The sequence below is a fragment of the Promicromonospora sp. NFX87 genome (genome assembly GCF_048564965.1).
In the GTDB taxonomy this organism is placed as follows: Bacteria; Actinomycetota; Actinomycetes; order Actinomycetales; family Cellulomonadaceae; genus Promicromonospora.
Window position 1 is genome coordinate 5,389,537 of record NZ_CP183413.1, and the last position, 23,651, is coordinate 5,413,187.

Consider the following 23,651-nt stretch of genomic DNA (forward strand, 5'->3'; position numbering starts at 1 on the left):
CCGTGACCGTCTTCATCGACCCACCCGCCTGGCCCGCGCACGGGACTCTGTTCTCCCACCTGGTCTCGGACGGGTCGCTGCAGGAGCTCCGCCTCTTCGCCCGTGCGGCCGGTGTGCCGGACCGCGCGTTCGACCTGGACCACTACGACGTCCCCGCCTCGCGGTACGACGCACTCGTCGCCGCCGGCGCGGTGCCCGTCGAGGGCGGCGACCTCGCCCGGCGGCTGGCGTCCTCCGGTCTGCGGGTCTCAGGCGCCGAACGAAACCGCGCCAAGCGGGCGGCGCTCCTGATCCGCTGGGCCGACCTGTGGGCCGACCCGGGCCTCGCGTACCAGGCCGGCGAGGACCTGGTGGACCGCTGGCGCGAGCCGCACCGCGTCTACCACTCGACGCTGCACCTGGCGACGGCCCTGGACGCGCTCGACTCGATCGCCCCCGACAGCGGGCTCTCCGAGCGTGCCCTCTGGCGCGCCCGTCTGGCCCTGTGGTTCCACGACGCGGTGCACGACGGCGTCGCGCAGCAGGACGAGGAGCGGTCGGCAGCGCTCGTCGCCGAGCTGCTCGGCCCGCTCGCCGGGTCAGGGGTCACTGCCGAGGACGTTGACGAGATCGCACGCCTGGTCATGGTCACGGCGGACCACGATCCCGCGCCGGACGACGTCGGCGGCGGCCTGGTCAGCGACGCCGACCTCGCGGTGCTCGGCGCCTCCCCCGCCGGCTACGCGCGGTACACGCACCAGGTCCGCGCGGAGTACTGCGAGGTGCCCGACACGCTGTTCCGCGCAGGCCGGTCGCAGGTGCTCCGCACACTCCTCGACGGCGGTCCGCTGTTCCGCACCGCCCCCGGCGTCGCCCGCTGGCAGGCCGCGGCGGAGGCGAACCTCCGCGACGAGCTGACGGCCCTGGCAGCGTGAAGGGCGCGCGTGGTCGGCAGAGCGTCAGGTGGTCGGCAGTCCGAGCTGCCGACCTTGTGACGAGCTGCCGACCACGCCCCTGCCTGGACGCAGTAGCGTTCTCCGCGTGACTCCCCTCAAGGCCGCCGCCATCGTCGCGGGTGTGCTTGCCGTTGCTTTCACCGTTCCCGTCGCCGTCGTGCAGGGCACCGGGCACGTCCGCGTGCGGCACGACCCGGGCGAGATCGAGAAGACGGACGCCGTCATCGTGCTCGGCGCCGGGCTCCGCGCCGACGGGACGCCGTCGACCTACCTGCGTCGTCGCATCGAGGGCGGGGCCGAGCTCTACCGTGCGGGCATCGCGCCCACGGTGATCCTGAGCGGCGACGCGCACGACAACGCCGACGGCACCCGGTACGACGAGCCCGGCTCGATGCGCGCCTGGCTCCTGGACAACGACCTCGGCGTCCCCGACGACGCGATAGTGCTGGACCGCGAGGGTTTCAACACCACCGCCACATGCAGGCGCGCCCACGACCTGTTCGGCGTGCGCACCGCCGTCGTCGTCACCCAGGACTATCACCTGCGCCGCACCCTCTACTCCTGTGTAGAGGCGGGGCTGGACGCCGTCGGGATGGGCGTGAGCGCCGAGAGCGTCCGGCCGGTGCAGTGGGCCTGGTGGCACGTGCGGGAGCTGCCCGCGAGCTGGAAGGCGGCGGTCCGCTCCCTGGCCCGCCGTCGGCCCCGCTGACCTGTCAGACCCCACCGATGTGTCAGACGCTCAGGTCACTCGGGTGACCTGTAGGTCTGACACGTCGCGGAGCGTCTGACCGGTCACTTCTTCTTCGGCGTGACCCAGAGGTGGATGGTGCCCTCGACCACCACGGTCCCGTCGGCGAGGACGCCCCGGACGCGCACCGGCAGGTCCCTGTCGTCGCCGTCCCAGTGCGCCTGCTCGGTCTCGGCCACGCACCTGACGTCGCCCGTCGACTTCGCGAGGTAGGACACCTCCATGCCCTTCGGCAGCCAGCGCTTGTCGTCGGGCACCGTGGCCTCGGCGAGCGAGCCCATCGCCATCTCGAGCCCGTTGCAGACCGCGATGGCGTGCACCGTGCCGATGTGGTTGCGGTTACGCCACCGGTTGGGCACCACCACCTCGCCGTAGTTCGGCCGCATGTCGACCACCCGCGGGGCGAAGCTGCCGAAGTACGGCGCCTTGAAGGAGTAGACCAGGGAGAAGATCCGCTTGCCGAACAGCCCACCGATGACCGGCAGTGCGTTGGCGGACTTCCAGAAGGCATGGAGCTGCGTCGTCATGCGCGCGAGCGTACCGGGCGCGGTGACGACCGTTCACCTCACGGCATGCGCAGCCTGCGCATCACGTCCAGGGCAGTGGTCAGCACCCGGCTGGGTGTGTCGCCGCCCAGGCCGTACAAGTTGTCGAGAGTGGCTCCGAACCGGGCGCCCCGCGAGGTCACGACGGTCTGCTGCCGCGTGAGGCCGTCGATCGACGCCGCCCCGTGCCTGGCGCCCAGGCCGGAGGCCTTCCAGCCGCCGAGCGGCGCGGACACCGAGCCCCAGGTCATCGTGTACCCGTCGTTGATCGCCACCGATCCCGCCTCGACCCGTGCGGCGACGCGGCGTGCCCGGCCGACGTCCCGGGACCAGATCGCGGAGTGCAGCCCGTACTCGGTGTCGTTCATGACGGCGATGGCTTCCTCGTCGCAGTCGACGCGCGAGATGGTCACGACCGGCCCGAAGGTCTCCTCACGGGCGACCACTGCCTGCGCCGGCACGTCGTCGAGCACCGTCGGGGCGTAGAAGTACGGGCCGACGTCGGCGCGGTGCACGCCGCCCGCGAGCACCCGGGCGCCCCGTGCGAGCGCGTCGTCGACGTGCGCCGTCACCTTGTCGAGCTGTGCGGCGGACGTGAGCGACCCGACCTCTGCCGAGTAGTCGAGCGCCGGGCTGAGCCGCAGGTTCCGCACGGCCCGCACGAACTTCGCGACGAACTCCTCCGCGACGGCGGTGTGGACCACCAGGCGCTCGATGGACACGCACAGCTGGCCGGAGTTCGAGAAACAGGCCCGCACGATGCCCGGGACGGCCGCGTCGACGTCGACGTCGTCCGTCACGTAGAGCGCGTTCTTGCCGCCCAGCTCGAGCGTGGCGCCGATGAGGCGCTCGCCCGCTCGCGCGGCGACCTTGCGGCCGGTGGCGGTGGAGCCGGTGAAGGCTATGTGGTCCACGTTCTCGATCAGCGCCTGGCCCACCTCGGGGCCGCCGGCGACGACCTGGAAGAGCCCCGCGGGCAGGCCCGCGTCGTCCAGGGCCTCCGCGGCCCACAGCGCTGTCAGCGTGGTCTGCGGGTCCGGCTTGAGCACCACGGCGTTGCCGGCCAGGAGCGCGGGGAGCGCCTCCGAGAGAGCGAGCACCAGCGGGTAGTTCCACGGCGAGATCGCACCGACGACACCGACGGGCCTGCGGTGCACCTGCGCGCCGACGAGCACCGGAACCATGCCGGCGACCCTGCGGGACGCGAGGTAGCGCGCGCCACGGACGGCGTAGTGCCTGGCGACCTGCGCGATGTCCGCGATCTCCTCGAAGGCGGCGCGACGCGACTTGCCGGTCTCGAGCTGGATCAGGTCGAGCGCCTCGGACTGCCGCTCCAGGACGATCCGGCCGAGCCGCTGGAGGACGCCGGCCCGGTCGCGCACCGACATGCGGGCCCAACTTCGCTGCGCCACGCGCGCCCGGACGACGCACGCGGCGACGTCCTCGGCGGAGGAGACCGGGAACGTCACGAGCGGAGCGCCCGTGAAAGGGCACATGGACCGGTGCGTACCCGATCCCTCGGAAGTTGCGATCCGAGCCACGAGCGGGGCCATGACCCCTGGCTCGAGGACAAAAGTCCCCTGCGGGTGCTCTGGGTCGAGCACACCGCCGACCGCACCACTAGCCGCTGCGTCGGCTGCTGCGTCGTCGATCATGGCGCCCACCCTACGCACAAAACCCTGCACCATGTATTGATGGGTGTGTGAAACTGACTTTCACAGCAGGGTCGTCATAGCGCGTTCACCTCGCACGACGCACTCTCAGTCGGACTCGACCCAGCGCCCCAGAACAGTGCATTCCTGGTCGGTGTAGCCCATCCGACCGTAGAAATCGAGCACGTCCGTGTTGGTGGTCCGCACCATGAGCTGGATCTTGCGTGCCCCGTGCGCGACCAGCCACGCCTCGGCGGCGACGACTGCCGCCCGGCCCAGGCCCGTGCCCCGCAGCTCCGGCGCGACCGCCACGTAGTAGAGCCAGCCACGGTGCCCGTCGTGGCCGGCCATCGCCGTTGCGGCCACCCTGCCGTCGGCCCGCGCGACCAGGACCGTCGAACCGCCGCTCGCGCGAGCGTCGGCGATGTCGACGTACGGGTCGTTCCACGGCCGGGTCAGACCGCACGTCTTCCACAGCTCGACCACCTGCTCGACGTCGGCGTCGGTGATCTCGACGAACTCGCCGTCGGCAGCCGGTGCCGCGGCGAGGACGGGCGCGAGCGGCTCGCCGTCGGGACGCATGCTCACCGCGGCTGGTACGGCGACACGACGACCTCGACCCGCTGGAACTCCTTCAGGTCGGAGTAACCGGTCGTGGCCATGGCGCGGCGGAGCGCACCGACGAGGTTCAGGGTGCCGTCGGCCTGCTTGCCCGGCCCGAAGAGGATCTCCTCGAGCGTGCCGACCGAGCCGACCTCGACCCGCTCGCCGCGCGGGAGCTGCGGGTGGTGCGCCTCGGGGCCCCAGTGGAAGCCCTGGCCCGGCGCCTCCGCAGCACGCGCGAGCGCGGCACCGAGCATGACGGCGTCCGCACCGCAGGCCACGGCCTTGACGACGTCGCCGGAGTGACCCACCCCGCCGTCGGCGATGACGTGCACGTACCGGCCGCCGGACTCGTCCAGGTAGTCGCGACGCGCCGCGGCGACGTCTGCCACCGAGGTGGCCATGGGCGCGTGGATGCCGAGGCTGACGCGCGTGGTGTGCGCGGCGCCGCCGCCGAACCCGACGAGCACGCCCGCCGCACCGGTCCGCATGAGGTGCAGCGCCGCGGTGTAGGTGGAGGCCCCGCCGACGACGACCGGCACGTCCAGCTCGTAGATGAACCGCTTGAGGTTGAGCGGCTCGGCGTTGCCGGAGACGTGCTCCGCCGAGACCGTGGTCCCGCGGATGATGAACAGGTCGACGCCCGCGTCGACCACCGTCTTGTAGAACTCCTGCGTGCGCTGCGGGGTGAGCGCACCAGCCACCGTCACGCCGGCCGCCCGGATCTCCTTGAGGCGCTGCGTGATGAGCTCCGGCTTGATCGGCTCGGAGTAGATCGCCTGCATGCGCCGCGTCGCCTCGTCACCGGGCAGCGCCGCGATCTCGGCGAGCAGCGGCTCGGGCGACTCGTAACGCGTCCACAGACCCTCGAGGTCGAGGACGCCGAGGCCACCGAACCGGCCCAGTGCGACGGCGCTGCTCGGGCTCATCACGGAGTCCATCGGGGCCGCGACGATCGGGAGGTCGAAGTGGTAGGCGTCGATCTGCCAGCCGACCGAGACGTCCTTCGGGTCCCTGGTGCGCCGGGAAGGCACCACCGCGATGTCGTCGAAGGAATAGGCGCGCCGCCCACGCTTGCCGCGTCCGATCTCGATCTCGTTGCTCACCCGCCAAGCCTACCCATCGCACCGGACGCGGCGCGCAGGTTCCGGTGATGTGCGGCCGTGGGGCGAGCCACAGTGCCGGACCAGAGTGTCAGTGACCGGTGGCAAGGTTCTCCATGGACGCACCGGACGACCGGGCAGAGCTGGAAGACACGGCCCGGAAACCCCGGACGAGCAGGGAGGACACCATGAACGAGAGCTGGATCAAGAGGCCGCTGCTGGGCTTCGACACGGAGACCACAGGGGTCGACGTCGCAGGCGACCGGATCGTCACGGCAGCTCTCGTGCTGCGCTCGCCCGGTGTGGGCACCGAGGTCCGCACCTGGCTGATGGATCCGGGCGTGGAGATCCCCGAGGAGGCCGCGGCGATCCACGGCATCTCCACCGAGCACGCCCGGACCTACGGCGTCCAGCCGAGGGAGGCGCTGGAGGAGATAGCAGCAGAGCTCGCCACCCACCTCGCCGACGGCGTGCCCGTGGTCGCCTACAACGCGGCCTTCGACCTCTCGCTGCTCGACTCGGAGCTGCTGCGGCACGGACTCAAGACCCTCCCCCAGCGGCTGGGCCGTCCCGTGGAGCCGGTGATCGACCCGCTCGTCATCGACCGCTGGCTGGACCGGTACCGCCCGGGCAAACGCCGCCTCGGGGACCTGACGCAGTGGTACGGCATCACCTCTGACGGCGACCTGCACACCGCCGAGGTGGACGTGCTCGCCACGCTCGACGTCCTGGAGGCGCTGGCCCGCCGGTTCCCGCAGCTGGAGCGCATGCCCCTGACCGACCTGCATCAGCAGCAGATCGGCGCGCACCGCCAGTGGGCGGTGAGCTTCAACGAGTGGCGCCGCGAGCAGGGCCTCGTCGGCCCGGGCGCGTCCGGCGTCTGGCCCGTGCAGTACTCGGCCGGCTTCTGACCCGGCAACCGGCCTAGCGGCCACGCCCCGGGCGTCCCGGGGCGTGGCCCGGCTCAGCGGGAGTACACGGCGTCGACCTCGACCTCGACGAGCCACCCGTCCACCGGGAGGTTCTCCACCTCCAGGGCGAAGCGCGACGGGCGAGCCCTGTTGACGACCATCGGTTCGGTGGTCGCCGACCCGAGCTGCACGTCGAGCACCTCGCCCGTGGCCAGGTTGGTGTTCGCGAAGAACTGCCGGTAGGCCCGGTTCCACCCGGCGAAGTCCATCTCCTCCTCGCCCTCGGGGTTCTGCAGGAAGACGCGCATGGAGACGACGTCGTCGTAGGACAGGCCGGCGCGCTCCAGGTTCGTGCCGATGCGGGTGAGTGCGTTGATGCCCTGGGCCTCCGTGAGGGTCACGCCGTCGGGCAGCTCGGCACCCGGGAAGACGTCGGTCGGGATGTAACGCTCCTCGGCGGACGCGCCCGGCGCGGTGTTGCTCGCCGCCGGGCCGAGGCCCGACGACTTGTACCAGGAGACGTTCTTGCCGATCGCCACGCCGTCGGCGATGAGCGGGGTGTCGCCGGTGACGAAGGAATGGGCGCGGTAGGGGTCCGGCCGGAAGACGTGCCCGGCTGCGAACGCCGTGCTGGGGACCGCTACGGCGGCGGTGACGACGACGGCGGCGATGAGCTTCGTGCGGTTCTTCATGGTGCTCCTCCAGCTGGCCGGCCGGGCGCCTGACGGAGCCCAGGTGCGGTGGCCCGGCGGTCGACACCGGGTGCCGCGTGACGCTAGCGACGGGGCATTTCCGCGGGATGAACGTCGCGGGTCGCCTCTGGAACGGCCGCACGCTCGATGCTCGAGCTCTCCTGGGAAAACGCTGGATTATTCGTAAGTACCGAAACAACATGGTTACTGCGGGCAATTGCATAGAAACGGTGCAGACCCGTCAATGTGACGTGCTCTCCATAACGTCCGAAGCGGTGCTGACGGCGGCGTCCGGACTCCAGACCGGGATCCCGCGGCCGTCAGACCTTTCGAACGAGAGGTAGGCACAGTGGTCATTGAGAAGAGCACCTCTGGCGTATCCCGCCGCAACTTCCTCCAGGCGGTCGGCGCGGGCTCCAGCGCCGGTGTCATGTTCGCGACCATGGGCGCGATGGGCCTGGCCCCCACTGCAGCCGCCCAGCCGAGGGCAGAGGCGTGGGTCCCCCCGCGAGGCAGCGACTTCTCGCTGACCGGCCGCTCCGCGAAGAAGGTGGTAGTCGTCGGAGCGGGCCCCGCAGGCCTCGCGACCGCCTACGAACTGCAGAAGGCCGGCTACCGGGTGACCGTGCTCGAGGCCCGCCACCGGCCCGGCGGGCGAACCCTCACGATCCGCGGCGGGGACTCCGAGACCGACCTCGACGGCGTCCGGCAGACCGCGAGATTCTCCGACGGCATCTACATGAACGCCGGCGCAGCGCGCATCGCCCAGTGGATGGTCACCATGGACTACATCCGCGAGCTCGGGGTGCCGTACGAGGTCTTCACGAACGCGAACGCGGACGCCTACCTGTACAACGAGAGGTCGGGTGCGACGCCGGGCAACCCGGTCCGCTACCGCACCGCGAAGGCGGACGTCTTCGGCTACACCTCGGAGCTGCTGCACCACGCCACCGACCAGGGTGCCCTGGACCAGAAGCTGACGGAGGAGGACAAGGAGAACCTGCGCTCCTTCCTGCGCAGCTGGGGCTCGCTCGGGCCCGACGGCACCTATGCCGGTGGGAGCAACCGCGGCTTCGAGACCTATCCGTCGGCGTGGAACGAGCACGGCACGCCGCTGCCCGGACCCGGCACGGTCTCCGAGGTGCTGGCCTCCAAGGTGGGCCAGTACTTCCCGTTCGAGATCAACTGGGAGCAGTCGATGCTCATGTTCCAGCCGAAGGGCGGCATGGACACGACCTACCAGTACCTGGTGCGGGCCATCGGCACGCAGAACGTCCACTTCAGCTCACCCGTGACAGGTGTGGAGAACACCAGCCGCGGAGTCAGGGTCACCTACAAACCGGGCAACGGCAGGGACCGGCAGATCGAGGCGGACTTCGCGGTCGTCGCGGCGCCCGCCGGCATCATGCGGCGGTGGGACACCAACTGGGGACCGGAGGTCGACGCGGCGCTCGGCGAGTTCGCCGTGGGCTCTCCGGCCGGCAAGATCGGCCTGCAGTACCGGTCGCGGTTCTGGGAGGACGACCACCGGATCTTCGGCGGGATCACCGAGACCGACATGGACCTCGCGCACCTGTGGTACCCGTCCTACGGGTACGGCGAGCGGAAGGGGCTGATCGTCGGCTACTACAACACGGGCGCCAACGCCCGCGCGTACGCCGACATGGCGCCGCGGCAGCGAGAGCTGCGCGCCGTCGAGCAGGGCGTGAAGATCCACGGGGAGAAGTACCGCACCGAGCTGGACAGCTCGTTCTCCATCGCCTGGCACAAGGTCCCCCACATCGAGGGCGCCTGGGCCTTCCCGAACACCACGTCCGCCGGCTTCAAGCTGCTGCAGCAGGGGGCGGGCAACGTGTACTTCGCGGGCGACTGGATGTCGGAGATCTCCGCGTGGCAGCACGGCGCCTTCTGGTCGGCGCGCTACGCGGTCCAGACCCTGCACGAACGCGTCATGTCGACCTGACGCAGCCGAGCTCCGCGAAGTAGAGCGCCTGTCCGGGCCCCCCTGGCGAAAACCCGGGAAACTCGGACAGGCGCTCTACTTCGCGGAACTGGGGTGGGTCAGAAGCCGCTGTAGTTGGGGGACTCCACCGTCATCTGCACGTCGTGCGGGTGGCTCTCCTTGAGCGACGCCGACGTGATGCGGATGAACCTGCCCTCGGCCTGCAGCTCCGGGACGGTGCGCGAGCCGGTGTAGAACATCGTCTGGTGCAGACCGCCGATGAGCTGGTGGGCCACGGTGGACAGCGGACCCTTGTAGGCGACCTGACCCTCGATGCCCTCGGGCACGATCTTGTCGTCGCTCGTGACCTCGGCCTGGAAGTACCGGTCCTTCGAGTACGACTTCTTGCCCCGCGAGGACATGGCGCCCATCGAGCCCATGCCGCGGTACGTCTTGAACTGCTTGCCGTTGACGAGCACCAGGTCACCCGGCGTCTCCTCGCAGCCCGCGAACAGCGAGCCCAGCATCACGGTGTCGGCGCCGGCCACGAGGGCCTTGCCGATCTCGCCGGAGTGCTTGAGACCGCCGTCGGCGATGACCGGCACGCCCGCCGGCTTGCAGGCCAGCGACGCCTCGTAGACGGCGGTGATCTGCGGTACGCCCACGCCGGTCACGACGCGGGTGGTGCAGATCGAGCCCGGTCCGACGCCGACCTTCACGGCGTCGGCCCCGGCGTCGACGAACGCCTGGGCGCCCTGGCGGGTGGCGACGTTGCCGCCGATCACCTGGACGTCCCTGGTGGCGGGGTCGGTCTTGAGGCGCTTGACCATGTCGATCAGCATGCGGACGTTGCCGTGCGCGGTGTCCGCGACGAGCACGTCGACGCCTGCCTCGATGAGCGCGGTCGCACGCTGCCACGCGTCGCCGAAGTAGCCGATCGCCGCGCCCACCATGAGGCGGCCCTGGCCGTCCTTGGACGAGTGGGGGAACTGCTCGGACTTCACGAAGTCCTTGACGGTGATGAGGCCGGTGATGCGGCCGTCGGGGTCGATCAGCGGGAGCCGCTCCAGCTTGTGCTTGCGCAGCAGCAGCGTGGCGTCGTCACGCGAGATACCGGCGGGGCCGGTGATCAGCGGCTGCGGCGTCATCACCTCGTCGACCTTGGTCGTGGCCCACTCGGCGACGGGCGTGAAGCGCAGGTCGCGGTTGGTGACCATGCCGATCAGCTTGTTGTCGGCGTCGACGACGGGGAAACCCGAGATCCGGAACTGGCCCGCGAGGGTGTCGAGCTCCTCGAGCGTGGCGTCCGGCCCGATCGTGACGGGGTTCGTGATGATGCCCGTCTGTGTCCGCTTCACGAGGTCGACCTGCTGGGCCTGGTCCTCGATCGAGAGGTTGCGGTGCAGGACACCGAGGCCACCCTGGCGAGCCATGGCGATGGCCATCGCCGACTCGGTGACCGTGTCCATCGCCGCGGACAGCAGCGGAATCTTGAGCGAGATCTCGCGCGTCAGGCGAGACGTCGTGTCGATGTCCGACGGCGCCAGGTCGGAGTAACCCGGCAGCAGCAGGACGTCGTCATAGGTGAGCCCGAGGAACCCGAACGGGTCGGCCGGCGAGGTCTGGTCCGTCATGGAGCAAGTCTACGGCCGGTGCGGCCACGGATCCTGGTCGGGCAGTGGTACCGGCCCGAGGCGTGCGTCACCTCGCCTTGATGACCGCCAGCACCTCGTGCAGCAGGCCGGTGAACGAGCGCACACGCTGCACCGTCGGACCGAACGGCAGGTCGGTCGCCGCGGCGTCGGCCCGCAGGCCCACGAAGATCGGCAGGTCCGGATGGCTCTCGTTCACCGCGTGCACGACGTCGAGGTCGGGCTTGTTCTGGGTCGTGGCCAGGACGACCGCCGTCGGCCGGACCATCGTCACCAGCTCGACCGAACGGTGCGTGCTCGCGGGGCCCGTGACGATCCGCGCCATCGAGCCCTGCGCGGCCAGCGCCGCGGCGAGCGCGTGCGCTGACAGCGGCACCACCTCGTCCGGCGCTGCGAACACGAGCACGATCTTGCGCATGCGGCTCGGGTGGTTGGCCGGCGGACCGCCCGCCTCGACCATCGCCCGCTCGAACTCCTCGGTGTAGTGGCGCAGTGCCCGGAGCGCGGCGGTCGCGAGCACCACCTCGGGCATCTCGCCGGGACCGGCGAGGACCGTGCGCTCGGACAGGCGCAGCCACGCCGGCTCGACCAGCTCGGTCCACCACGTCGCCGGGTCCCCGTCGGGGCCCAGCACGAGCAGGTTGTCGCAGGCGGTCCTGCTGTAGGCGAGAGCGGCATCGACCAGGGCGGAGACCCGGCCCGACGTCGGCGCCGGGGACGAGGCCGACCGCGGTCCTGCCGCGGCGGGGGCGTCCCCGCCCGTGGCACCACCGGGGAGCGCCCGCAGGCGTGCCCTGCCGCGCGGTTCTTCCTTCGGCTCGCCGCTCGGCGGCGGGGTCGGCTCCTCCTCACCGGGCTCGGGCGCCCGGAGGGTTCCGACGAACGTCTCGGCGAACTCCTCCGGCTCGGCGTCGTCGAGGTCGCCCTCCACCTGCACGGCGGGCAGCGCGGGCGCCGACCGGGTGGCGACCTCGAGCTCCGCGTCCCCTGCCTCGACAGCGGCCCGCGCGGCATCCACCGGCGCGACGCCCTCGAGCGTCAGACGGCGCATCACCAGCAGGCGGGCGACGTCGTCCGGGGTGTAGCGGCGGTGCGACCCAGCGGTCCGGCCCGAGGGGCCGAGCCCGTACCGGCGGTCCCACGTACGGAGGGTGGCTGGCGCCACCCCGAGACGTCTGGCCACTGCGGCGACGGCCAGTCCGGGGCTGGATGCACGTGACCCGCCCGAGCTCTCGGCAGGCCGCGAAGATGTCATGGACTCGATTCTGCCGACCTGGACCTCTCCGCGCCACTGCGAAACCCGGCGTGCCGCCGATCTCGGTGGAATCCGGTCTAGATCGCCGCAAAACCGGTCAGCCCTGGCGCGCTTGCCGTGACCCGATTCGAGTCGCCCGTCCAAAAATTGCCCCTTGAACAACTTCTGCACAACTTGTAGGTTGTTCGGCATGACGGAGATCTCGAGGCTTCCCGGTCCGGTAATGGAACTGTGGGAATGGCAGTACACGGGAGCGTGCCGTGACGCGGACGACACCCTGTTCTTCCACCCCGAGGGCGAGCGTGGGTCGACACGCCGCAGACGCGCCGAGGCCGCCAAGGCGATCTGCCGCTCCTGCCCCGTGATGATGCAGTGCCGCGAGCAGTCGCTCCGCGTGCGCGAGCCGTACGGCGTGTGGGGTGGGCTCAGCGAGGACGAGCGCTCGGCAATCCTCGCCGGCAAGTCCGTCTCTGCTTGATTCAGGCATCGCCTGATCCGCCCATATCGAGAGCCTGATCGAGTTTTCCGCCTGATCCAGGCATGGCAAGGGCCCCGCACCTCTCGGTGCGGGGCCCTCGTCGTCTACCTGGGGTGAGCTGGAGTCAGCTCACGACCACGGCGAGGATGTCGCGAGCGGAGAGCACCAGGTACTCCTCACCCGCGTACTTGACCTCGGTGCCGCCGTACTTGGAGTAGATCACCTTGTCACCGACGGCGACGTCCAGCGGCACACGGTTGCCGTTGTCGTCGATGCGGCCCTGGCCAACGGCCAGGACCTCGCCCTCCTGGGGCTTCTCCTTGGCGGTGTCCGGGATGACCAGGCCGGAAGCGGTCGTGGTCTCGGCTTCGAGAGCCTTGACGACGATCCGGTCCTCGAGCGGCTTGATGGGGACCGACACGTCGGACCTCCTCTTTCGTGAGCGGATCGAGAGATCAGCTGCGTGATGGGCGTAAGTGGCTCGAACGTTCGACCGTCCGCCGTCGTCGCGGGTGCCGGCGGGCACGAACGTCTGGGTTCTCCCCCGCGGGCCCGTCATCCGGGTTCCCGCAGTGGTGAACAACCCCAAATCTAGGTCGGCGCTAGCACTCGGTCAAGGCGAGTGCCAATCGGGTGGAGTGGCTCACACTCTGCGGGACCGACGCGCCGCCGCCACACCGGAATCTCGCCATCTCCGCGAAAAGGTTCCGTCGCGCCGCTCGTCACGACCAGGACAAACGTGGAAAGATCTTCCCATGGATGCGGCGATTCTGAGCAAACTGCTCAGCCCCGACGGCTGGGCCTTGCTGGGCGCCCTCCCGCCCTACGACGAGCGACAGGCGATGAAGACCGTGACCGCCCTGCGGGACAGGGGCGTCGCGCCGGACCTCGCGGCCGCGCTGGTCACCCAGTCCAGGCTCCGCACGCGGGCCCGGGCCAAGTTCGGTGACTTCGCCGACGGGATGCTCTTCACCCCGGACGGCCTGGAGCAGGCGACACGGCTCCTCGTCGCCGCGCTGCACGCCCGGCGGTACCTCGACGCGGGCATCTCCGCCATCGCCGACCTCACCTGCGGCATCGGCGCCGACTCGCTCGCCTTCGCGGGGACGGGCCTGCGGGTGGTCGCCACCGATCTGGACGAGTGCACCGCCGCGATCGCGCAGTGGAACCTGCGCCACTTCCCCGAGGCAGACGTGCGGCATGCCGACGGGCTCGGGATCGACCTGCGTGCCGAGGGCATCGAGGGCGTCTACGCCGACCCCGCCCGCCGGGTGAGCGGCGGCTCGGGCGCACGGAGCAGGCGAGTCTTCGACCCGCGGGCGTACGAGCCCCCGCTCGACGCCGTCTGGGCGCTGCGCGAGACGGTGCCCGCCGTGGGCATCAAGGTGGGTCCGGGCATCCCGCACGACGGCCTGCCCGACGACGCCGAGACCCAGTGGGTCTCCGTCAACGGCGACGTGGTCGAGGCCGGCCTCTGGTTCGGACCGCTCGCCCTCGACGGCCCCGGACGGTCGGCGCTCGTGCTGCGCACGTTCACCGACGACGACGGCAAGGAGCACACGCTGAGCCGCACGGTCCGCGGCGCCGACGTCGTGCCCGACGTCGGCGGCGTCGGACAGTACCTGTACGAGCCCGACGGGGCGGTCATCCGCGCGGGTCTTGTCGGCCAGGCGGCCGCTGAGCTGGGCGGACGCCTCGTCGACCCGACCATCGCGTACGTCACCACGGACAGCCCCGCGGAGCTGCCGTCGACCCGGCCCACCGACTCGGTAGGGGCGCCGGCGCCGATAGCCACCGGCTACCGGGTGCTCGACACCATGCCGTTCGGACTGAAGCGGCTCAAGGCGTACCTGCGTGACCGCAACGTCGGGCGCATCACTATCAAGAAGCGCGGCACCGCGGTGGTACCTGAACAACTTCGCAAGCAGCTCGTGCTCACCGGGACCGAGGAGGCGACGATCGTGCTCACACGCGTGGCAGGCAACCAACAGGTGCTCCTCGTCGAACCACTGGGACCCGTATGAGCTCGCCGGCCCGGCTCGGATTCGGCGAGTCCCCCCGCTCCACCGTTGGCCTCGAATGGGAGATCGGGCTGATCCGGTCCGACACGGCCGACCTCTCGCAGTCGGGACCGGAGGTTCTCGCGGCTCTCGCACGCACCGCCGTCGAACCACCCGACGGCTCGGTGAGCTACGCCCCGCACGTGGCCGGCGAGTTCATGAAGAACACCATCGAGCTGGTGACCGGCGTCTGCCATACCGTCGCGGACGCCGGATCGGACCTCGACCGGCTCCTCGACCGGGTGCGGACGGTGACCGACCCGCTCGGCCTCGACCTCATGGGCGGCGGGACGCACCCGTTCGCGCGCGCCGCGGACCAGCAGGTCGGCGAGAAGGAGCGCTACACCCGCATCATGGAGCGCACCGGGGTCTGGGGCGCGCAGCTGATCATCTGGGGGCTGCACGTCCACGTCGGGATCGAGCACCGGGACAAGGCGCTGCCGCTGATGCGCGCGATGCTCACCTACTTCCCGCACCTGCAGGCACTCTCTGCCGGGTCGCCCTACTGGGCCGGCCAGCACACCGGTTACGCGTCCAACAGGTCGCTGCTGTTCCAGCAGATCCCCAGCTCAGGACTGCCGGTCCCCTTCGAGACCTGGCAGGAGCTGGAGGCGTACGCGGGCGACATGCTGCACGTCGGCGCGGTCGAGGCGTTCAACGAGGTCCACTGGGACGTGCGGCCCTCGACGTTCGGCACGCTCGAGGTGCGGGTCTGCGACGGACCGACCAACCTCTCGGAGGCCCTCACGCTCGCGGCGCTGGTGCACTGCCTGGTGGAGCACCTGTCCACCCAGCTCGACCAGGGCAGGACCCTGCCCGTGCTGCCGCCGTGGTACGTGCAGGAGAACAAGTTCCGCTCGGCCCGCTACGGCCTGGGCGCCACGGTGATCCTCGACGCCGACGGCAACCAGGGCCCGATAGTCGACGCGATCGGCAAGCTGCTGGTCGAGCTGGAGCCTGTCGCACACCGGCTCGGCTGCACGGCGGAGCTGGCGGGGGTGCGGGACATCGTCCGCGCTGGAGCGTCGTACCAGCGGCAGCAGGCGGTGGCCGCGGCGCACGGCGGCGACCTGGTGCCGGTCGTGCGCTCGATGGTGGACGAGATGCGAGCGGGCCACCCGCTCTGACACCGGTTCGCCGAAGTAGAGCGCCTGTCCGGCTCAACCCCGTGAGACGGGGCTCGGGCCGGACAGGCGCTCTACTTCGGCGAACTGGTGTCAGACGATCTGGGAGACCTCGTCGTAGTTCAGGCGGGGGGCGCGGGGGCGGGTCGTGTCGGCGCCGTCGGCCGAGCTGACGTTGACGACGAGGAAGCTCTTCCAGCCGCTCTCGGCGAAGAACTCGGCGTCGATCCCGTCGTAGTTCCCGTGCATCGGGCCGGCGGCCAGGCCGGCAGCCCGCAGGCCGACGACGAGGTACCCGGCCTGGAGCAGAGCGCTCGTGCGTGCCGCCTCGGCGCGCGCCTCGGCGTCGCCCGCGAACATCTCGCGCGCGCCCGGGATGTGCGGGACCAGCACGTCGAGGCGCTCGTGGAAGTCGGGGTCGGACGCGAGGACGAGGGTGACCGGCGCCTTCGCGATGCGCTCCTGGTTGCCCTCGGGGGCGTTGGCGACGAGGCGCTGCCGGGCCTCCGGCGTGCGGACGACGAGCACGCGCAGCGGGCTCGTGTTCATCATCGTCGGACCCCACTTGATGAGGTCGTACACGGCGGCGAGCTGCTCGTCGGTCACCTCGGACTCGGCGAAGGTCGTCACGGTGCGCGCCGTGCGGAACAGTCGGTCGGCGGTCGCGTCGTCGATAGCGAGGCTCGAAGCCTCAAGAGTCTCGGTCATGCCGGTGCCAACAAGGTTGCCCCCGGCGATAGTTCCGAATTCAACTATGAGGCGGGACACACGACCGGGCAGCACACCACTGTGCGACCGCGACCAATTAGGCTGGACCCCATGGCAGAACCCCTGGTGCTCGGCATCGAGACCTCCTGCGACGAGACCGGTGTCGCCCTGGTCCGCGGCAACGAGCTGCTGGTCGACGCCGTCGCCAGCTCGATGGAGGAGCACGCCCGCTACGGCGGCATCATCCCCGAGGTCGCCAGCCGCGCCCACCTCGAGGCGATGATCCCCACCATCCAGCGGGCGATCGGCGAGGCAGACGTCGACCTGTCCGAGGTCGACGCGATCGCCGTGACCGCGGGCCCCGGGCTCGTGGGGCCGCTCACCATCGGGGCGTCCGCCGCGAAGGCCCTCGCGATCGGGCTCAACAAGCCGCTCTACGGCGTGAACCACGTCATCGGGCACGCGTGCGTGGACCAGCTCGTCGACGGACCGCTGCCGGAACGCGCGATGGCGCTCGTGGTGAGCGGCGGCCACAGCTCGCTGCTCATGGTGAACGACATCGCCACCGACGTCACGGAGCTCGGCTCCACCCTGGACGACGCGGCGGGCGAGGCCTTCGACAAGGTCGGCCGGCTGCTGGGCCTGCCCTACCCCGGCGGACCGCACATCGACCGGCTCGCGCGCGAGGGCGACCCCGCCGCGATCCGCTTCCCCCGCGGCCTCACCGCCGCGAAGGACCAGGCCAAGCACGCCTACGACTTCTCGTTCTCCGGACTCAAGACGGCGGTCGCCCGCTGGGTGGAGGCCCGCACCGACGCCGGTCAGCCCATCCCGGTGCACGACGTCGCGGCGTCGTTCGCCGAGGCGGTCGCCGACGTCCTCACCGCCAAGACGATCGCCGCCTGCCACAGGCACGACGTCGACACGCTGGTGATCGGCGGCGGGTTCTCGGCCAACAGCCAGCTGCGCGAGATGGCGGCCAAGCGCTGCGCCGAGGCCGGGATCGACCTGCGCATCCCGCCGATCCGCTACTGCACCGACAACGGCGCGATGATCGCGGCGCTCGGCTCCGCCGTTGTGGCGGCAGGGGTCGCCCCGAGCAGCCTGGACATCCCCGTGGACTCGTCGATGCCGCTCACCACCATCACCGTCTGACCGCGAGGCCTGCCCTGGCTCTACGCTGCCTCCCGTGACCGCGAGAACCCTGGAGAAGCTCGAACCCGTCCCCGTCATCGAGACGGCGCGCCGCCTGCGCGACCGCATCGGCGCACGGTTCCCCGACCGGGGTATTCATCGCGTCGCGCAGGAGCTCGTCTCCCTGACCGAGCAGGTGGCCGACACCTCCGCGGGGTCCCGCCGACGCAGCAGGCTCGTCCGCACCGCGTCGCACACGGTCATCGGCATCGTGGTGCTCGTCGCGGTGGTGGCCTTCGGCTTCGCGGTCGAGGCCGCGTTCACCGACGCCCCGGACAACGGCCTCGACTGGCTCCCGCTCATCGAGAGCGCGGTGAACGACATAGTGTTCGTCGCCATCGCCGTCGTGCTGCTGTACTCGTTCCCGGAGCGCGTCCAGCGGGCCGACCTGCTGGCCAAGCTGCACCGGCTGCGTTCCCTGGCGCACATCGTCGACATGCACCAGCTCACCAAGGAGCCGGAGAGCCTCCGGGACGCCTTCGCGGGCGGGACCGACGGCGCCGACGTCGGCCTCACGTCCGAGCAGATCGAGTACTACCTGGAGTACTGCACCGAGCTCCTGTCCATGGTGAGCAAGGCCGCTGCGCTGTGCGCCGAGGAGTCGCAGGACGACATAGTGCTGAACACCGTGTCGACCATCGAGACGCTGACCATGGGCATGTCGCGGAAGGTGTGGCAGAAGATCACGGTGCTCAGCGAGGAGCGCACGGCGTCGTGAGGCGTGAGGCCTGAGACCTGGCCGGCCGGCTAGGCGCCGGTCGCGACCTCCCGCGCCGGGTCGTTCGACCACTGCGACCAGGAGCCCGGGTACAGCGCGGCGTCCACACCGGCGACAGCGAGCGCGGCCACCTGGTGCGACGCCGTGACGCCGGAGCCGCAGTAGACGCCGACCCCGCCGTTCGTGGAGCCGGTCGTCGAGCCGGTCGAGACCCCCAGGTCCCCGAACCGCCGCTTCAGCTCCGCCGTCGACAGGAAACGCCCGTCCGCACGCAGGTTCTCGGTGGTCGGTGCGCTGGCCGCGCCGGGAATGTGCCCCGCCTGCGGGTCCACGGGCTCCACCTCGCCGCGGTAGCGCTCGGCGGCACGTGCGTCCAGGAGCACGCCCTCGCCGTCGGCCAGCGCGGCTGCCTCGTCCGCGTCCAGCACGGGCATCCCGCCCGGACGCGCGACGACGTCGCCCGGCTCGGCCGTCACCTCGCCCGGTTCGAGGGCGAACCCCGCGGCGTTCCAGGCGGCGAGCCCGCCGTCCAGGATGCGCACGCCGGCTACGCCGAAGTAGCGCAGCAGCCACCAGGCGCGGGCCGCGGACGTGCCGCCGACGGAGTCGTAGACGACGACGCGCGAGTCCCCCGAGACACCCCAGCCGCGCGCGGCCTGCTGGAACGCCGAGGCCGACGGCAGCGGGTGCCGCCCGGCGGCGGACGACGCGGGCGCGGCGAGCTCCGTCTCCAGGTCCACGTAGACCGCGCCCGGGATGTGGCCGGCGCGGTACTGGTCGTGACCGTCGGTCATCCCGAGCGCCCACCGGACGTCGAGCACCACAGGACTGCCCTCCACCGGGTCGGTTCCCCCGCCGATCCGCAGGTCCGCGGCCAGGCTCGCGGCGTCGACCAGAACTCGTTCCCTCATGCGGTGATACTCCTCGTCGTCGGCCATCAACCCAGATCGACGGCGTTGTTGAACGTACTGTCTCCGACTTCGGATCAGTACGTCGAGCGGGTTCGAGCAGGAAGTTCCGGCAGCCTCAGGCAGCGTCGCCCGGGGCGTCCACGGGTGCGTCCACCGGGGCGTCCGCCGTGTCGTCCGCGGGGGCCGCCAGGTCCAGGCGCATCGTGTAGGCGTCCACGTCCTCCGGCTGGTAGTAGCGCTTGCGCACGCCGAGGATCTCGAACCCGAAGTCCCGGTACATCTCGATGGCCGGCGCGTTGTCGACCCGCACCTCCAGCAGCACCGCCTCGGCCTTGACCTTGCGGGAGCGCTCGATCAGCGCGGTCAGCAGCTGCCGGCCGACCCCGTGCCGCTGCACGACCGGGTCGACGCCGATGGTCATGACCTGCGTGACGTCGCCGTCGAACCACAGGCCCGCGTAGCCGACGACGGGCTGGTCCCCCGCCCGGTCGCGCCGCTCCGGCTCCGCCACGATGTACCAGCGGCCGAGGCCGGCGAGCTCGTCGGCGAGCATCCCGTAGGTCCAGGCACCCCGGCCGAAGAGCTGGCGTTCGAGCTCCAGGACCCGGTCGAAGTCGGCGTTGCGCAGCGGCCGCAGCCGCACCTCGGTGATCACGCGGCGCCCCCGGCCGGACCGCTGGTCGAGCCGGAACCGGTGGTCGAGCCCACTCCGGTGGTCGAGCCCGTCGAGACCCGCGCCGGCTCGTGCACGTCCGGACGCCGGAGGTACAGGGGCTCGGACGGCTGCTCCTCGCCCGCCGCGCGGCGCACGAGCGCCAGCCGGGCCAGGACGGTCGCGTCGGGGACGAGCGGGGCGTCGTCGGCCACGGGCAGGAACTCGGGGTAGAGCATCGCTCCCTCGCCGACCACGACGGGCAGCTGCCCGTCCGCGGAGTCGGGTGCGGCGAGCTGCGCCTGCGCGACGAACCCCGCCCGGTCGACGTCCGGCCCGGCCAGGCACTCCACCACCGGGACGCCGTGCGGACCCTCGTGCGAGATCACGCGGTAGCGGGCCCAGTAGACCTCCTTGCGGCGCGCGTCGGAGGTCGCGAGGATCTCCGTGCCCGGGCGCAGCCCGAGGTCGCTGACGGCCTGCACGGCCAGTGCGTCGAGGCTGGGCACGCCGAGCACGGGGACGCCGATGGTCAGCGCGAGCGTGCGCGCGGTGACCAGCCCGACCCGCAGTCCGGTGAAGGGGGCGGGCCCCGTACCTGCGACGACGGCGGTCAGACCGCTGGGCTCGATCCCCGCCTCGGCGAGGACCTCCTCGATCAGGGGTGCGAGCGACTCGGCGTGCCGCCGCCGCTCGTCCGAGGTCCGGGACGCGAGGCGCGTGCCGTCATCGGAGACGAGGGAGACGGCGACGGCTGCTGAGGTATCGAGAGCAAGAACGGCCACATGACCAGGGTACCGACCCGGCCGGGTCAGCTCAGCAGGGCGGCTAGGTCCACGCCGGCCCAGCGCTGCCCGACGGCGCGGATCGTCACCTTCCGCGTCCCCGCCTCCGGGTCCTCCTCCGTGGTCACGCCGGGGTCGAACGACGGCGCGGCACCGCGTGGGCGTTCCAGGTCGATCTCCAGCCGGTCGTCCGCGAGCGCCTCGGCCAGGCCGCGCCCCCACTCCACGACCGTCACGGAGTCCCCGAGGGACGAGTCGAGGTCGAGCGCGTCGAGCTCGCTCAGCCCGCCGAGCCGGTAGGCGTCGACGTGCACCAGGCCGGGGCCGCGCGTCCCGTCCTCCCGCGGCAGCGCCGGGTGCTCGCGCGCCACGATGAACGTGGGCGAGGCGACCTGGCCGCGTACGTGCAGGGTGGCGCCGATCCCCTGGGTGAGGGTGGTCTTTCCGGCGCCGAGGTCGCCCGTGAGGATCACCAGGTCCCCTGCGCGGAGCTGCCTGGCGAGGGCCGCGCCCAGTGCCCGTGTCGAGTCGGCGTCGGGCAGCTCCAGCGTCACCGCCTCCGACGTCGTGATGTCGCTCTGTCCTCCTGTTGCCCCGCTCACGCGGTCTCCCTTCCTGCGGTACCCGCGTACACGCGGGGCACACGCGCCCCGAGGCGCGTGACGATCTCGTAGCTGATGGTGCCTGCTGCCTGCGCCCAGTCCTCCGCGTTCGGCGCGCCGGCGCGGGCGAGCCCGTCCGACGCCCCGAACAGGGTGACCACGTCTCCTGCCTGTTCGGGTGCGTAGGGGCCGAGGTCGAGGAGCACCTGGTCCATGCACACCCGGCCGGCGATCCGCAGCACGCGGGCGGTGCCGAGCCCGGTGTCGGGTGCCGCGACGTCGTCGACGCCGCCGCCCACGAGGACCGGGCCGCCGGGGCCGAGCGAGCCGCCCGAGGCGTGCCGGGGGATCCCGTCGCCGTACCCGAGCGGGACGACGCCGAGAACCGTGTCCTGCGTGGTGGTGTAGAAGTGGCCGTACGAGACGCCGTGGCCCGCCGGTACGCGCTTGACCGTGGCGAGCCGCGCCTCGAGCGTCATCGCCGGGCGCAGGCCGTAGTCGCCGGGCGCGCCGAGGTGCGGCACGGGCGACAGCCCGTAGACGGCGATCCCCGCGCGCACCAGGTCGTAGTGGGCGGACGGGTTCGTGAGGGTCGCCGCGGAGTTGGCGATGTGCCGCACCTCGATGGGCATCCCGGCCGCCTCGGCGGCCCTGGTCGCGTCCTCGAAGGCGTGGGTCTGCATCTTCACCGACGGGTGGTCGGGCTCGTCCGCGAGCGCGAAGTGCGACATGATCCCGACGATCGCGAGCGACCCCTCGGCCTGCAGCGCCGCAGCGCGGTCGAGCACTGCCGGCAGGTCCTCGGGCATGATCCCGTTGCGGCCCAGCCCGGTGTCGACCTTGAGGTGCACGCGGGCGGTCCGGCCCGCGGCGCGGGCGCCGTCGGCCACCTCGTCCAGCGCCCAGGCGGCGGCGACGGCGATGTCGACGTCGTTCCTGATCAGGTCGGTGAACGGGGCGCCGGGTGCGTAGAGCCAGATGAGGATCCGGGCCTCGGGTCCGACGACGGCCCGGACCGCGAGAGCCTCCGCGGCGTGTGCCGCGCCGAGCCAGGTGGCGCCGCCGGCGAGCGCCGCCCGGGCCGCCGGCGCGAGGCCGTGCCCGTACGCGTCCGCCTTGACGACCGCCATGACCTGGGCGGTCGAGGCGGTCGCGCGCAGGGCGCGCACGTTGTCGCGGATCGCGTCCAGATCGACGACGGCGCGGGCGGGGTGGTCGGGGCCGGTGCTCATCCAGAAGATTCTTGCACCTGTCAGACACCCCCGGACGTGTCAGACGCTCAGGTCACTCGGGTGACCTGAGCGTCTGACAGGTCCGGGGGGTCTCGCTGAGCGTGCGCCGCGACTCGAAGCGGCGGAGCCGCCCGGACAGCGGGTCGGTGAGCTCGAGCGACCGGGACAGGAGCTGCAGCGGCCGGTCGAAGTCGTCGGGTTCGGAGTCCCGGAGCTCGGGCCAGAACGGGTCGTGCAGGATCGGCAGCCCGAGCGAGGCCATGTGCAGCCTGAGCTGGTGGGTCTTGCCGGTGTGCGGTTCCAGGCGGTACAAGCCCAGGCCACGGGTCTCGTCGGCGTCCGAGAGGGTGATCAGGGACTCGGTGTTCGGCACGCCGGGCACCTCCTCGGCCCTGGTGACGCCGCGTCGCTTCACCACGCGGCTACGCAGCGTGACGGGCTCGCCCCGGGCGACCAGGGCGGCGTCGGGCGGAGCGCCGTCCGACGGCGTGAGCGGTGCCACCGCCTCGTAGACCTTGCGCACCTCGCGGCGCGCGAACGCCTCCTGGTACGCGCCGCGCACCTCGGGCCGCACCGTGAAGACCAGCACGCCCGCGGTGCCGCGGTCGAGCCGGTGGGCCGGCGAGAGCTCCGGCAGGTCCAGGGCGACGCGGAGCCGGACCAGGGCGGTCTCCCGTATCCACCGCCCGCGCGGCATCGTCGCGAGGAAGTGCGGCTTGTCGACGACGAGCAGGTTCTCGTCGCGGTGCAGCACCTCCGGCTCGAAGGGGATCTTGTCCTCGTGCGCGGGCGGGTCGCGGTACAGGTAGAGAAAGCCGCGCGGCTCGTACGGGGTCGCCGGGGTGAGCGGCTCCCCGCCTCCGGTGACGATCTCGCCCAGGCCCAGCTTCTCGCGCAGGCGCACCTCGTCGTCGGGGAACCGGTCCAGGAGGTAGTCGAGCGCGAACGGGAACCGCGCGACCACCTCCGGGTCGTGCGGCAGCACTATCCGGGTCGGGTTGAGCCCGTCCCGCACCGGCAGCGGCGGGCGGTGCTTGGTGGGTCCGGACCGGCGTCCGGTGCCCGAGGGCGGGTGGCTCACGCCGTCAACCTAACCCCGCACGACCTGCGGTCATCATCCCGAAACATTTGTGCCAGAACCCGTCGAAG

Annotated in this window: 24 protein-coding genes; 9 read left to right on the forward strand and 15 right to left on the reverse strand. The window is 71.6% G+C overall.

Annotated elements, in window-relative coordinates; all coding sequences use genetic code 11:
• The first annotated feature begins 2 nt into the window (after positions 1 to 2).
• The gene (locus ACNYC2_RS24115) at positions 3 to 914 is read left to right on the forward strand and encodes a DUF4031 domain-containing protein (protein WP_419704217.1); all 912 of its coding nucleotides are present in this window, start codon (positions 3 to 5) and stop codon (positions 912 to 914) included.
• A gap of 106 nt (positions 915 to 1,020) precedes the next feature.
• Positions 1,021 to 1,644, forward strand: a complete 624-nt coding sequence (locus tag ACNYC2_RS24120; RefSeq protein ID WP_419704218.1) for a SanA/YdcF family protein — start codon at positions 1,021 to 1,023, stop codon at positions 1,642 to 1,644.
• An 83-nt stretch (positions 1,645 to 1,727) separates the two neighbouring features.
• Here ACNYC2_RS24120 and ACNYC2_RS24125 read toward each other — a convergent pair whose 3' ends face one another.
• From ACNYC2_RS24125 to ACNYC2_RS24140, 4 genes are all read right to left on the reverse strand, one after another.
• Entirely contained in the window at positions 1,728 to 2,210 is a 483-nt protein-coding gene (locus ACNYC2_RS24125) for a hotdog fold domain-containing protein (protein ID WP_357507141.1), read from the reverse strand.
• A gap of 38 nt (positions 2,211 to 2,248) precedes the next feature.
• Positions 2,249 to 3,883 carry a succinic semialdehyde dehydrogenase gene (locus ACNYC2_RS24130; RefSeq protein WP_419704219.1) on the reverse strand — a complete coding sequence of 545 codons (1,635 nt, stop codon included), beginning with the start codon at positions 3,881 to 3,883 and terminating at the stop codon, positions 2,249 to 2,251.
• A gap of 105 nt (positions 3,884 to 3,988) precedes the next feature.
• A complete protein-coding gene (locus tag ACNYC2_RS24135; RefSeq protein ID WP_419707893.1) occupies positions 3,989 to 4,462 on the reverse strand; it encodes a GNAT family acetyltransferase in 474 nt (157 codons plus the stop codon).
• 2 nt (positions 4,463 to 4,464) lie between these two features.
• Positions 4,465 to 5,589 carry a GuaB3 family IMP dehydrogenase-related protein gene (locus tag ACNYC2_RS24140; protein WP_116673649.1) on the reverse strand — a complete coding sequence of 375 codons (1,125 nt, stop codon included), beginning with the start codon at positions 5,587 to 5,589 and terminating at the stop codon, positions 4,465 to 4,467.
• Positions 5,590 to 5,774: 185 nt separating this feature from the next.
• Between ACNYC2_RS24140 and ACNYC2_RS24145 the strand changes: the two genes are divergently transcribed.
• Positions 5,775 to 6,497, forward strand: a complete 723-nt coding sequence (locus ACNYC2_RS24145) for an exonuclease domain-containing protein (protein ID WP_419707894.1) — start codon at positions 5,775 to 5,777, stop codon at positions 6,495 to 6,497.
• 53 nt (positions 6,498 to 6,550) lie between these two features.
• Here the strand turns inward: ACNYC2_RS24145 and ACNYC2_RS24150 are convergent, their stop codons facing one another.
• On the reverse strand, positions 6,551 to 7,189 hold the full coding sequence (locus tag ACNYC2_RS24150; RefSeq protein ID WP_419704220.1) for a Rid family hydrolase: 639 nt from the start codon (positions 7,187 to 7,189) through the stop codon (positions 6,551 to 6,553).
• Positions 7,190 to 7,538: 349 nt separating this feature from the next.
• Here ACNYC2_RS24150 and ACNYC2_RS24155 point away from each other — a divergent pair, with 349 nt between their 5' ends.
• The gene (locus ACNYC2_RS24155) at positions 7,539 to 9,152 is read left to right on the forward strand and encodes an FAD-dependent oxidoreductase (RefSeq protein ID WP_419704221.1); all 1,614 of its coding nucleotides are present in this window, start codon (positions 7,539 to 7,541) and stop codon (positions 9,150 to 9,152) included.
• 98 nt (positions 9,153 to 9,250) lie between these two features.
• Here the strand turns inward: ACNYC2_RS24155 and guaB are convergent, their stop codons facing one another.
• Together guaB and ACNYC2_RS24165 are read right to left on the reverse strand one after the other, a co-directional pair.
• Positions 9,251 to 10,765, reverse strand: a complete 1,515-nt coding sequence (gene guaB / locus ACNYC2_RS24160) for an IMP dehydrogenase (RefSeq protein ID WP_419704222.1) — start codon at positions 10,763 to 10,765, stop codon at positions 9,251 to 9,253.
• A 67-nt stretch (positions 10,766 to 10,832) separates the two neighbouring features.
• Complete coding sequence (locus ACNYC2_RS24165) at positions 10,833 to 12,038, reverse strand: MerR family transcriptional regulator (RefSeq protein WP_419704223.1); 1,206 nt, start codon at positions 12,036 to 12,038, stop codon at positions 10,833 to 10,835.
• A gap of 190 nt (positions 12,039 to 12,228) precedes the next feature.
• On the opposite strand from ACNYC2_RS24165, the gene ACNYC2_RS24170 reads away from it, so the two are divergent.
• The gene (locus ACNYC2_RS24170; RefSeq protein WP_116673643.1) at positions 12,229 to 12,516 is read left to right on the forward strand and encodes a WhiB family transcriptional regulator; all 288 of its coding nucleotides are present in this window, start codon (positions 12,229 to 12,231) and stop codon (positions 12,514 to 12,516) included.
• Positions 12,517 to 12,640: 124 nt separating this feature from the next.
• On the opposite strand, the gene groES is transcribed toward ACNYC2_RS24170, so the two are convergent.
• Positions 12,641 to 12,937, reverse strand: a complete 297-nt coding sequence (gene groES / locus ACNYC2_RS24175; RefSeq protein WP_116673642.1) for a co-chaperone GroES — start codon at positions 12,935 to 12,937, stop codon at positions 12,641 to 12,643.
• A gap of 334 nt (positions 12,938 to 13,271) precedes the next feature.
• Here groES and ACNYC2_RS24180 point away from each other — a divergent pair, with 334 nt between their 5' ends.
• A complete protein-coding gene (locus tag ACNYC2_RS24180) occupies positions 13,272 to 14,540 on the forward strand; it encodes a THUMP-like domain-containing protein (RefSeq protein WP_419704224.1) in 1,269 nt (422 codons plus the stop codon).
• Entirely contained in the window at positions 14,537 to 15,703 is a 1,167-nt protein-coding gene (locus ACNYC2_RS24185) for a glutamate--cysteine ligase (protein ID WP_419704225.1), read from the forward strand. Before ACNYC2_RS24180 ends, ACNYC2_RS24185 begins: the two co-directional genes overlap by 4 nt.
• 90 nt (positions 15,704 to 15,793) lie before the next feature.
• Here ACNYC2_RS24185 and ACNYC2_RS24190 read toward each other — a convergent pair whose 3' ends face one another.
• Positions 15,794 to 16,408 (reverse strand): malonic semialdehyde reductase, encoded by a 615-nt coding sequence (locus ACNYC2_RS24190; RefSeq protein ID WP_419704226.1) that lies wholly within the window; start codon positions 16,406 to 16,408, stop codon positions 15,794 to 15,796.
• Positions 16,409 to 16,519: 111 nt separating this feature from the next.
• Here ACNYC2_RS24190 and tsaD point away from each other — a divergent pair, with 111 nt between their 5' ends.
• Both tsaD and ACNYC2_RS24200 read left to right on the forward strand, forming a co-directional pair.
• Complete coding sequence (gene tsaD, locus ACNYC2_RS24195; RefSeq protein WP_419704227.1) at positions 16,520 to 17,563, forward strand: tRNA (adenosine(37)-N6)-threonylcarbamoyltransferase complex transferase subunit TsaD; 1,044 nt, start codon at positions 16,520 to 16,522, stop codon at positions 17,561 to 17,563.
• Between the two features lie 34 nt (positions 17,564 to 17,597).
• A complete protein-coding gene (locus ACNYC2_RS24200) occupies positions 17,598 to 18,320 on the forward strand; it encodes a hypothetical protein (protein WP_419704228.1) in 723 nt (240 codons plus the stop codon).
• Between the two features lie 29 nt (positions 18,321 to 18,349).
• Here the strand turns inward: ACNYC2_RS24200 and ACNYC2_RS24205 are convergent, their stop codons facing one another.
• The 6 genes from ACNYC2_RS24205 to ACNYC2_RS24230 all read right to left on the reverse strand — a co-directional run bounded on the left by ACNYC2_RS24205 (position 18,350) and on the right by ACNYC2_RS24230 (position 23,583).
• Positions 18,350 to 19,231 carry a sulfurtransferase gene (locus ACNYC2_RS24205; protein WP_419704229.1) on the reverse strand — a complete coding sequence of 294 codons (882 nt, stop codon included), beginning with the start codon at positions 19,229 to 19,231 and terminating at the stop codon, positions 18,350 to 18,352.
• A gap of 115 nt (positions 19,232 to 19,346) precedes the next feature.
• The gene (gene rimI / locus ACNYC2_RS24210; protein ID WP_419704230.1) at positions 19,347 to 19,886 is read right to left on the reverse strand and encodes a ribosomal protein S18-alanine N-acetyltransferase; all 540 of its coding nucleotides are present in this window, start codon (positions 19,884 to 19,886) and stop codon (positions 19,347 to 19,349) included.
• Positions 19,883 to 20,668, reverse strand: coding sequence for a tRNA (adenosine(37)-N6)-threonylcarbamoyltransferase complex dimerization subunit type 1 TsaB (gene tsaB, locus ACNYC2_RS24215; RefSeq protein ID WP_419704231.1), 786 nt, complete (start codon positions 20,666 to 20,668; stop codon positions 19,883 to 19,885). Before tsaB ends, rimI begins: the two co-directional genes overlap by 4 nt.
• Positions 20,669 to 20,694: 26 nt before the next feature.
• The gene (tsaE, locus tag ACNYC2_RS24220) at positions 20,695 to 21,270 is read right to left on the reverse strand and encodes a tRNA (adenosine(37)-N6)-threonylcarbamoyltransferase complex ATPase subunit type 1 TsaE (RefSeq protein WP_419704232.1); all 576 of its coding nucleotides are present in this window, start codon (positions 21,268 to 21,270) and stop codon (positions 20,695 to 20,697) included.
• Positions 21,267 to 22,502: an alanine racemase gene (alr, locus tag ACNYC2_RS24225; RefSeq protein ID WP_419704233.1), complete on the reverse strand. Its 1,236-nt coding sequence runs from the start codon at positions 22,500 to 22,502 to the stop codon at positions 21,267 to 21,269. The genes tsaE and alr overlap by 4 nt, the downstream gene beginning before the upstream one ends.
• A 52-nt stretch (positions 22,503 to 22,554) precedes the next feature.
• Positions 22,555 to 23,583 carry a pseudouridine synthase gene (locus ACNYC2_RS24230; RefSeq protein ID WP_419704234.1) on the reverse strand — a complete coding sequence of 343 codons (1,029 nt, stop codon included), beginning with the start codon at positions 23,581 to 23,583 and terminating at the stop codon, positions 22,555 to 22,557.
• Positions 23,584 to 23,651: the final 68 nt, after the last annotated feature.

Coding starts and splice junctions, on each gene's coding strand:
- ACNYC2_RS24125 (WP_357507141.1), bottom strand. CDS start 2,210: ATGACGACGCAGCTCCATGCCTTCTGGAAGTCCGCCAACGCACTGCCG.
- ACNYC2_RS24130 (WP_419704219.1), bottom strand. CDS start 3,883: ATGATCGACGACGCAGCAGCCGACGCAGCGGCTAGTGGTGCGGTCGGC.
- ACNYC2_RS24135 (WP_419707893.1), bottom strand. CDS start 4,462: ATGCGTCCCGACGGCGAGCCGCTCGCGCCCGTCCTCGCCGCGGCACCG.
- ACNYC2_RS24145 (WP_419707894.1), top strand. CDS start 5,775: ATGAACGAGAGCTGGATCAAGAGGCCGCTGCTGGGCTTCGACACGGAG.
- ACNYC2_RS24150 (WP_419704220.1), bottom strand. CDS start 7,189: ATGAAGAACCGCACGAAGCTCATCGCCGCCGTCGTCGTCACCGCCGCC.
- guaB (WP_419704222.1), bottom strand. CDS start 10,765: ATGACGGACCAGACCTCGCCGGCCGACCCGTTCGGGTTCCTCGGGCTC.
- ACNYC2_RS24165 (WP_419704223.1), bottom strand. CDS start 12,038: ATGACATCTTCGCGGCCTGCCGAGAGCTCGGGCGGGTCACGTGCATCC.
- ACNYC2_RS24170 (WP_116673643.1), top strand. CDS start 12,229: ATGACGGAGATCTCGAGGCTTCCCGGTCCGGTAATGGAACTGTGGGAA.
- ACNYC2_RS24180 (WP_419704224.1), top strand. CDS start 13,272: ATGGATGCGGCGATTCTGAGCAAACTGCTCAGCCCCGACGGCTGGGCC.
- ACNYC2_RS24185 (WP_419704225.1), top strand. CDS start 14,537: ATGAGCTCGCCGGCCCGGCTCGGATTCGGCGAGTCCCCCCGCTCCACC.
- ACNYC2_RS24190 (WP_419704226.1), bottom strand. CDS start 16,408: ATGACCGAGACTCTTGAGGCTTCGAGCCTCGCTATCGACGACGCGACC.
- tsaD (WP_419704227.1), top strand. CDS start 16,520: ATGGCAGAACCCCTGGTGCTCGGCATCGAGACCTCCTGCGACGAGACC.
- ACNYC2_RS24205 (WP_419704229.1), bottom strand. CDS start 19,231: ATGAGGGAACGAGTTCTGGTCGACGCCGCGAGCCTGGCCGCGGACCTG.
- alr (WP_419704233.1), bottom strand. CDS start 22,502: ATGAGCACCGGCCCCGACCACCCCGCCCGCGCCGTCGTCGATCTGGAC.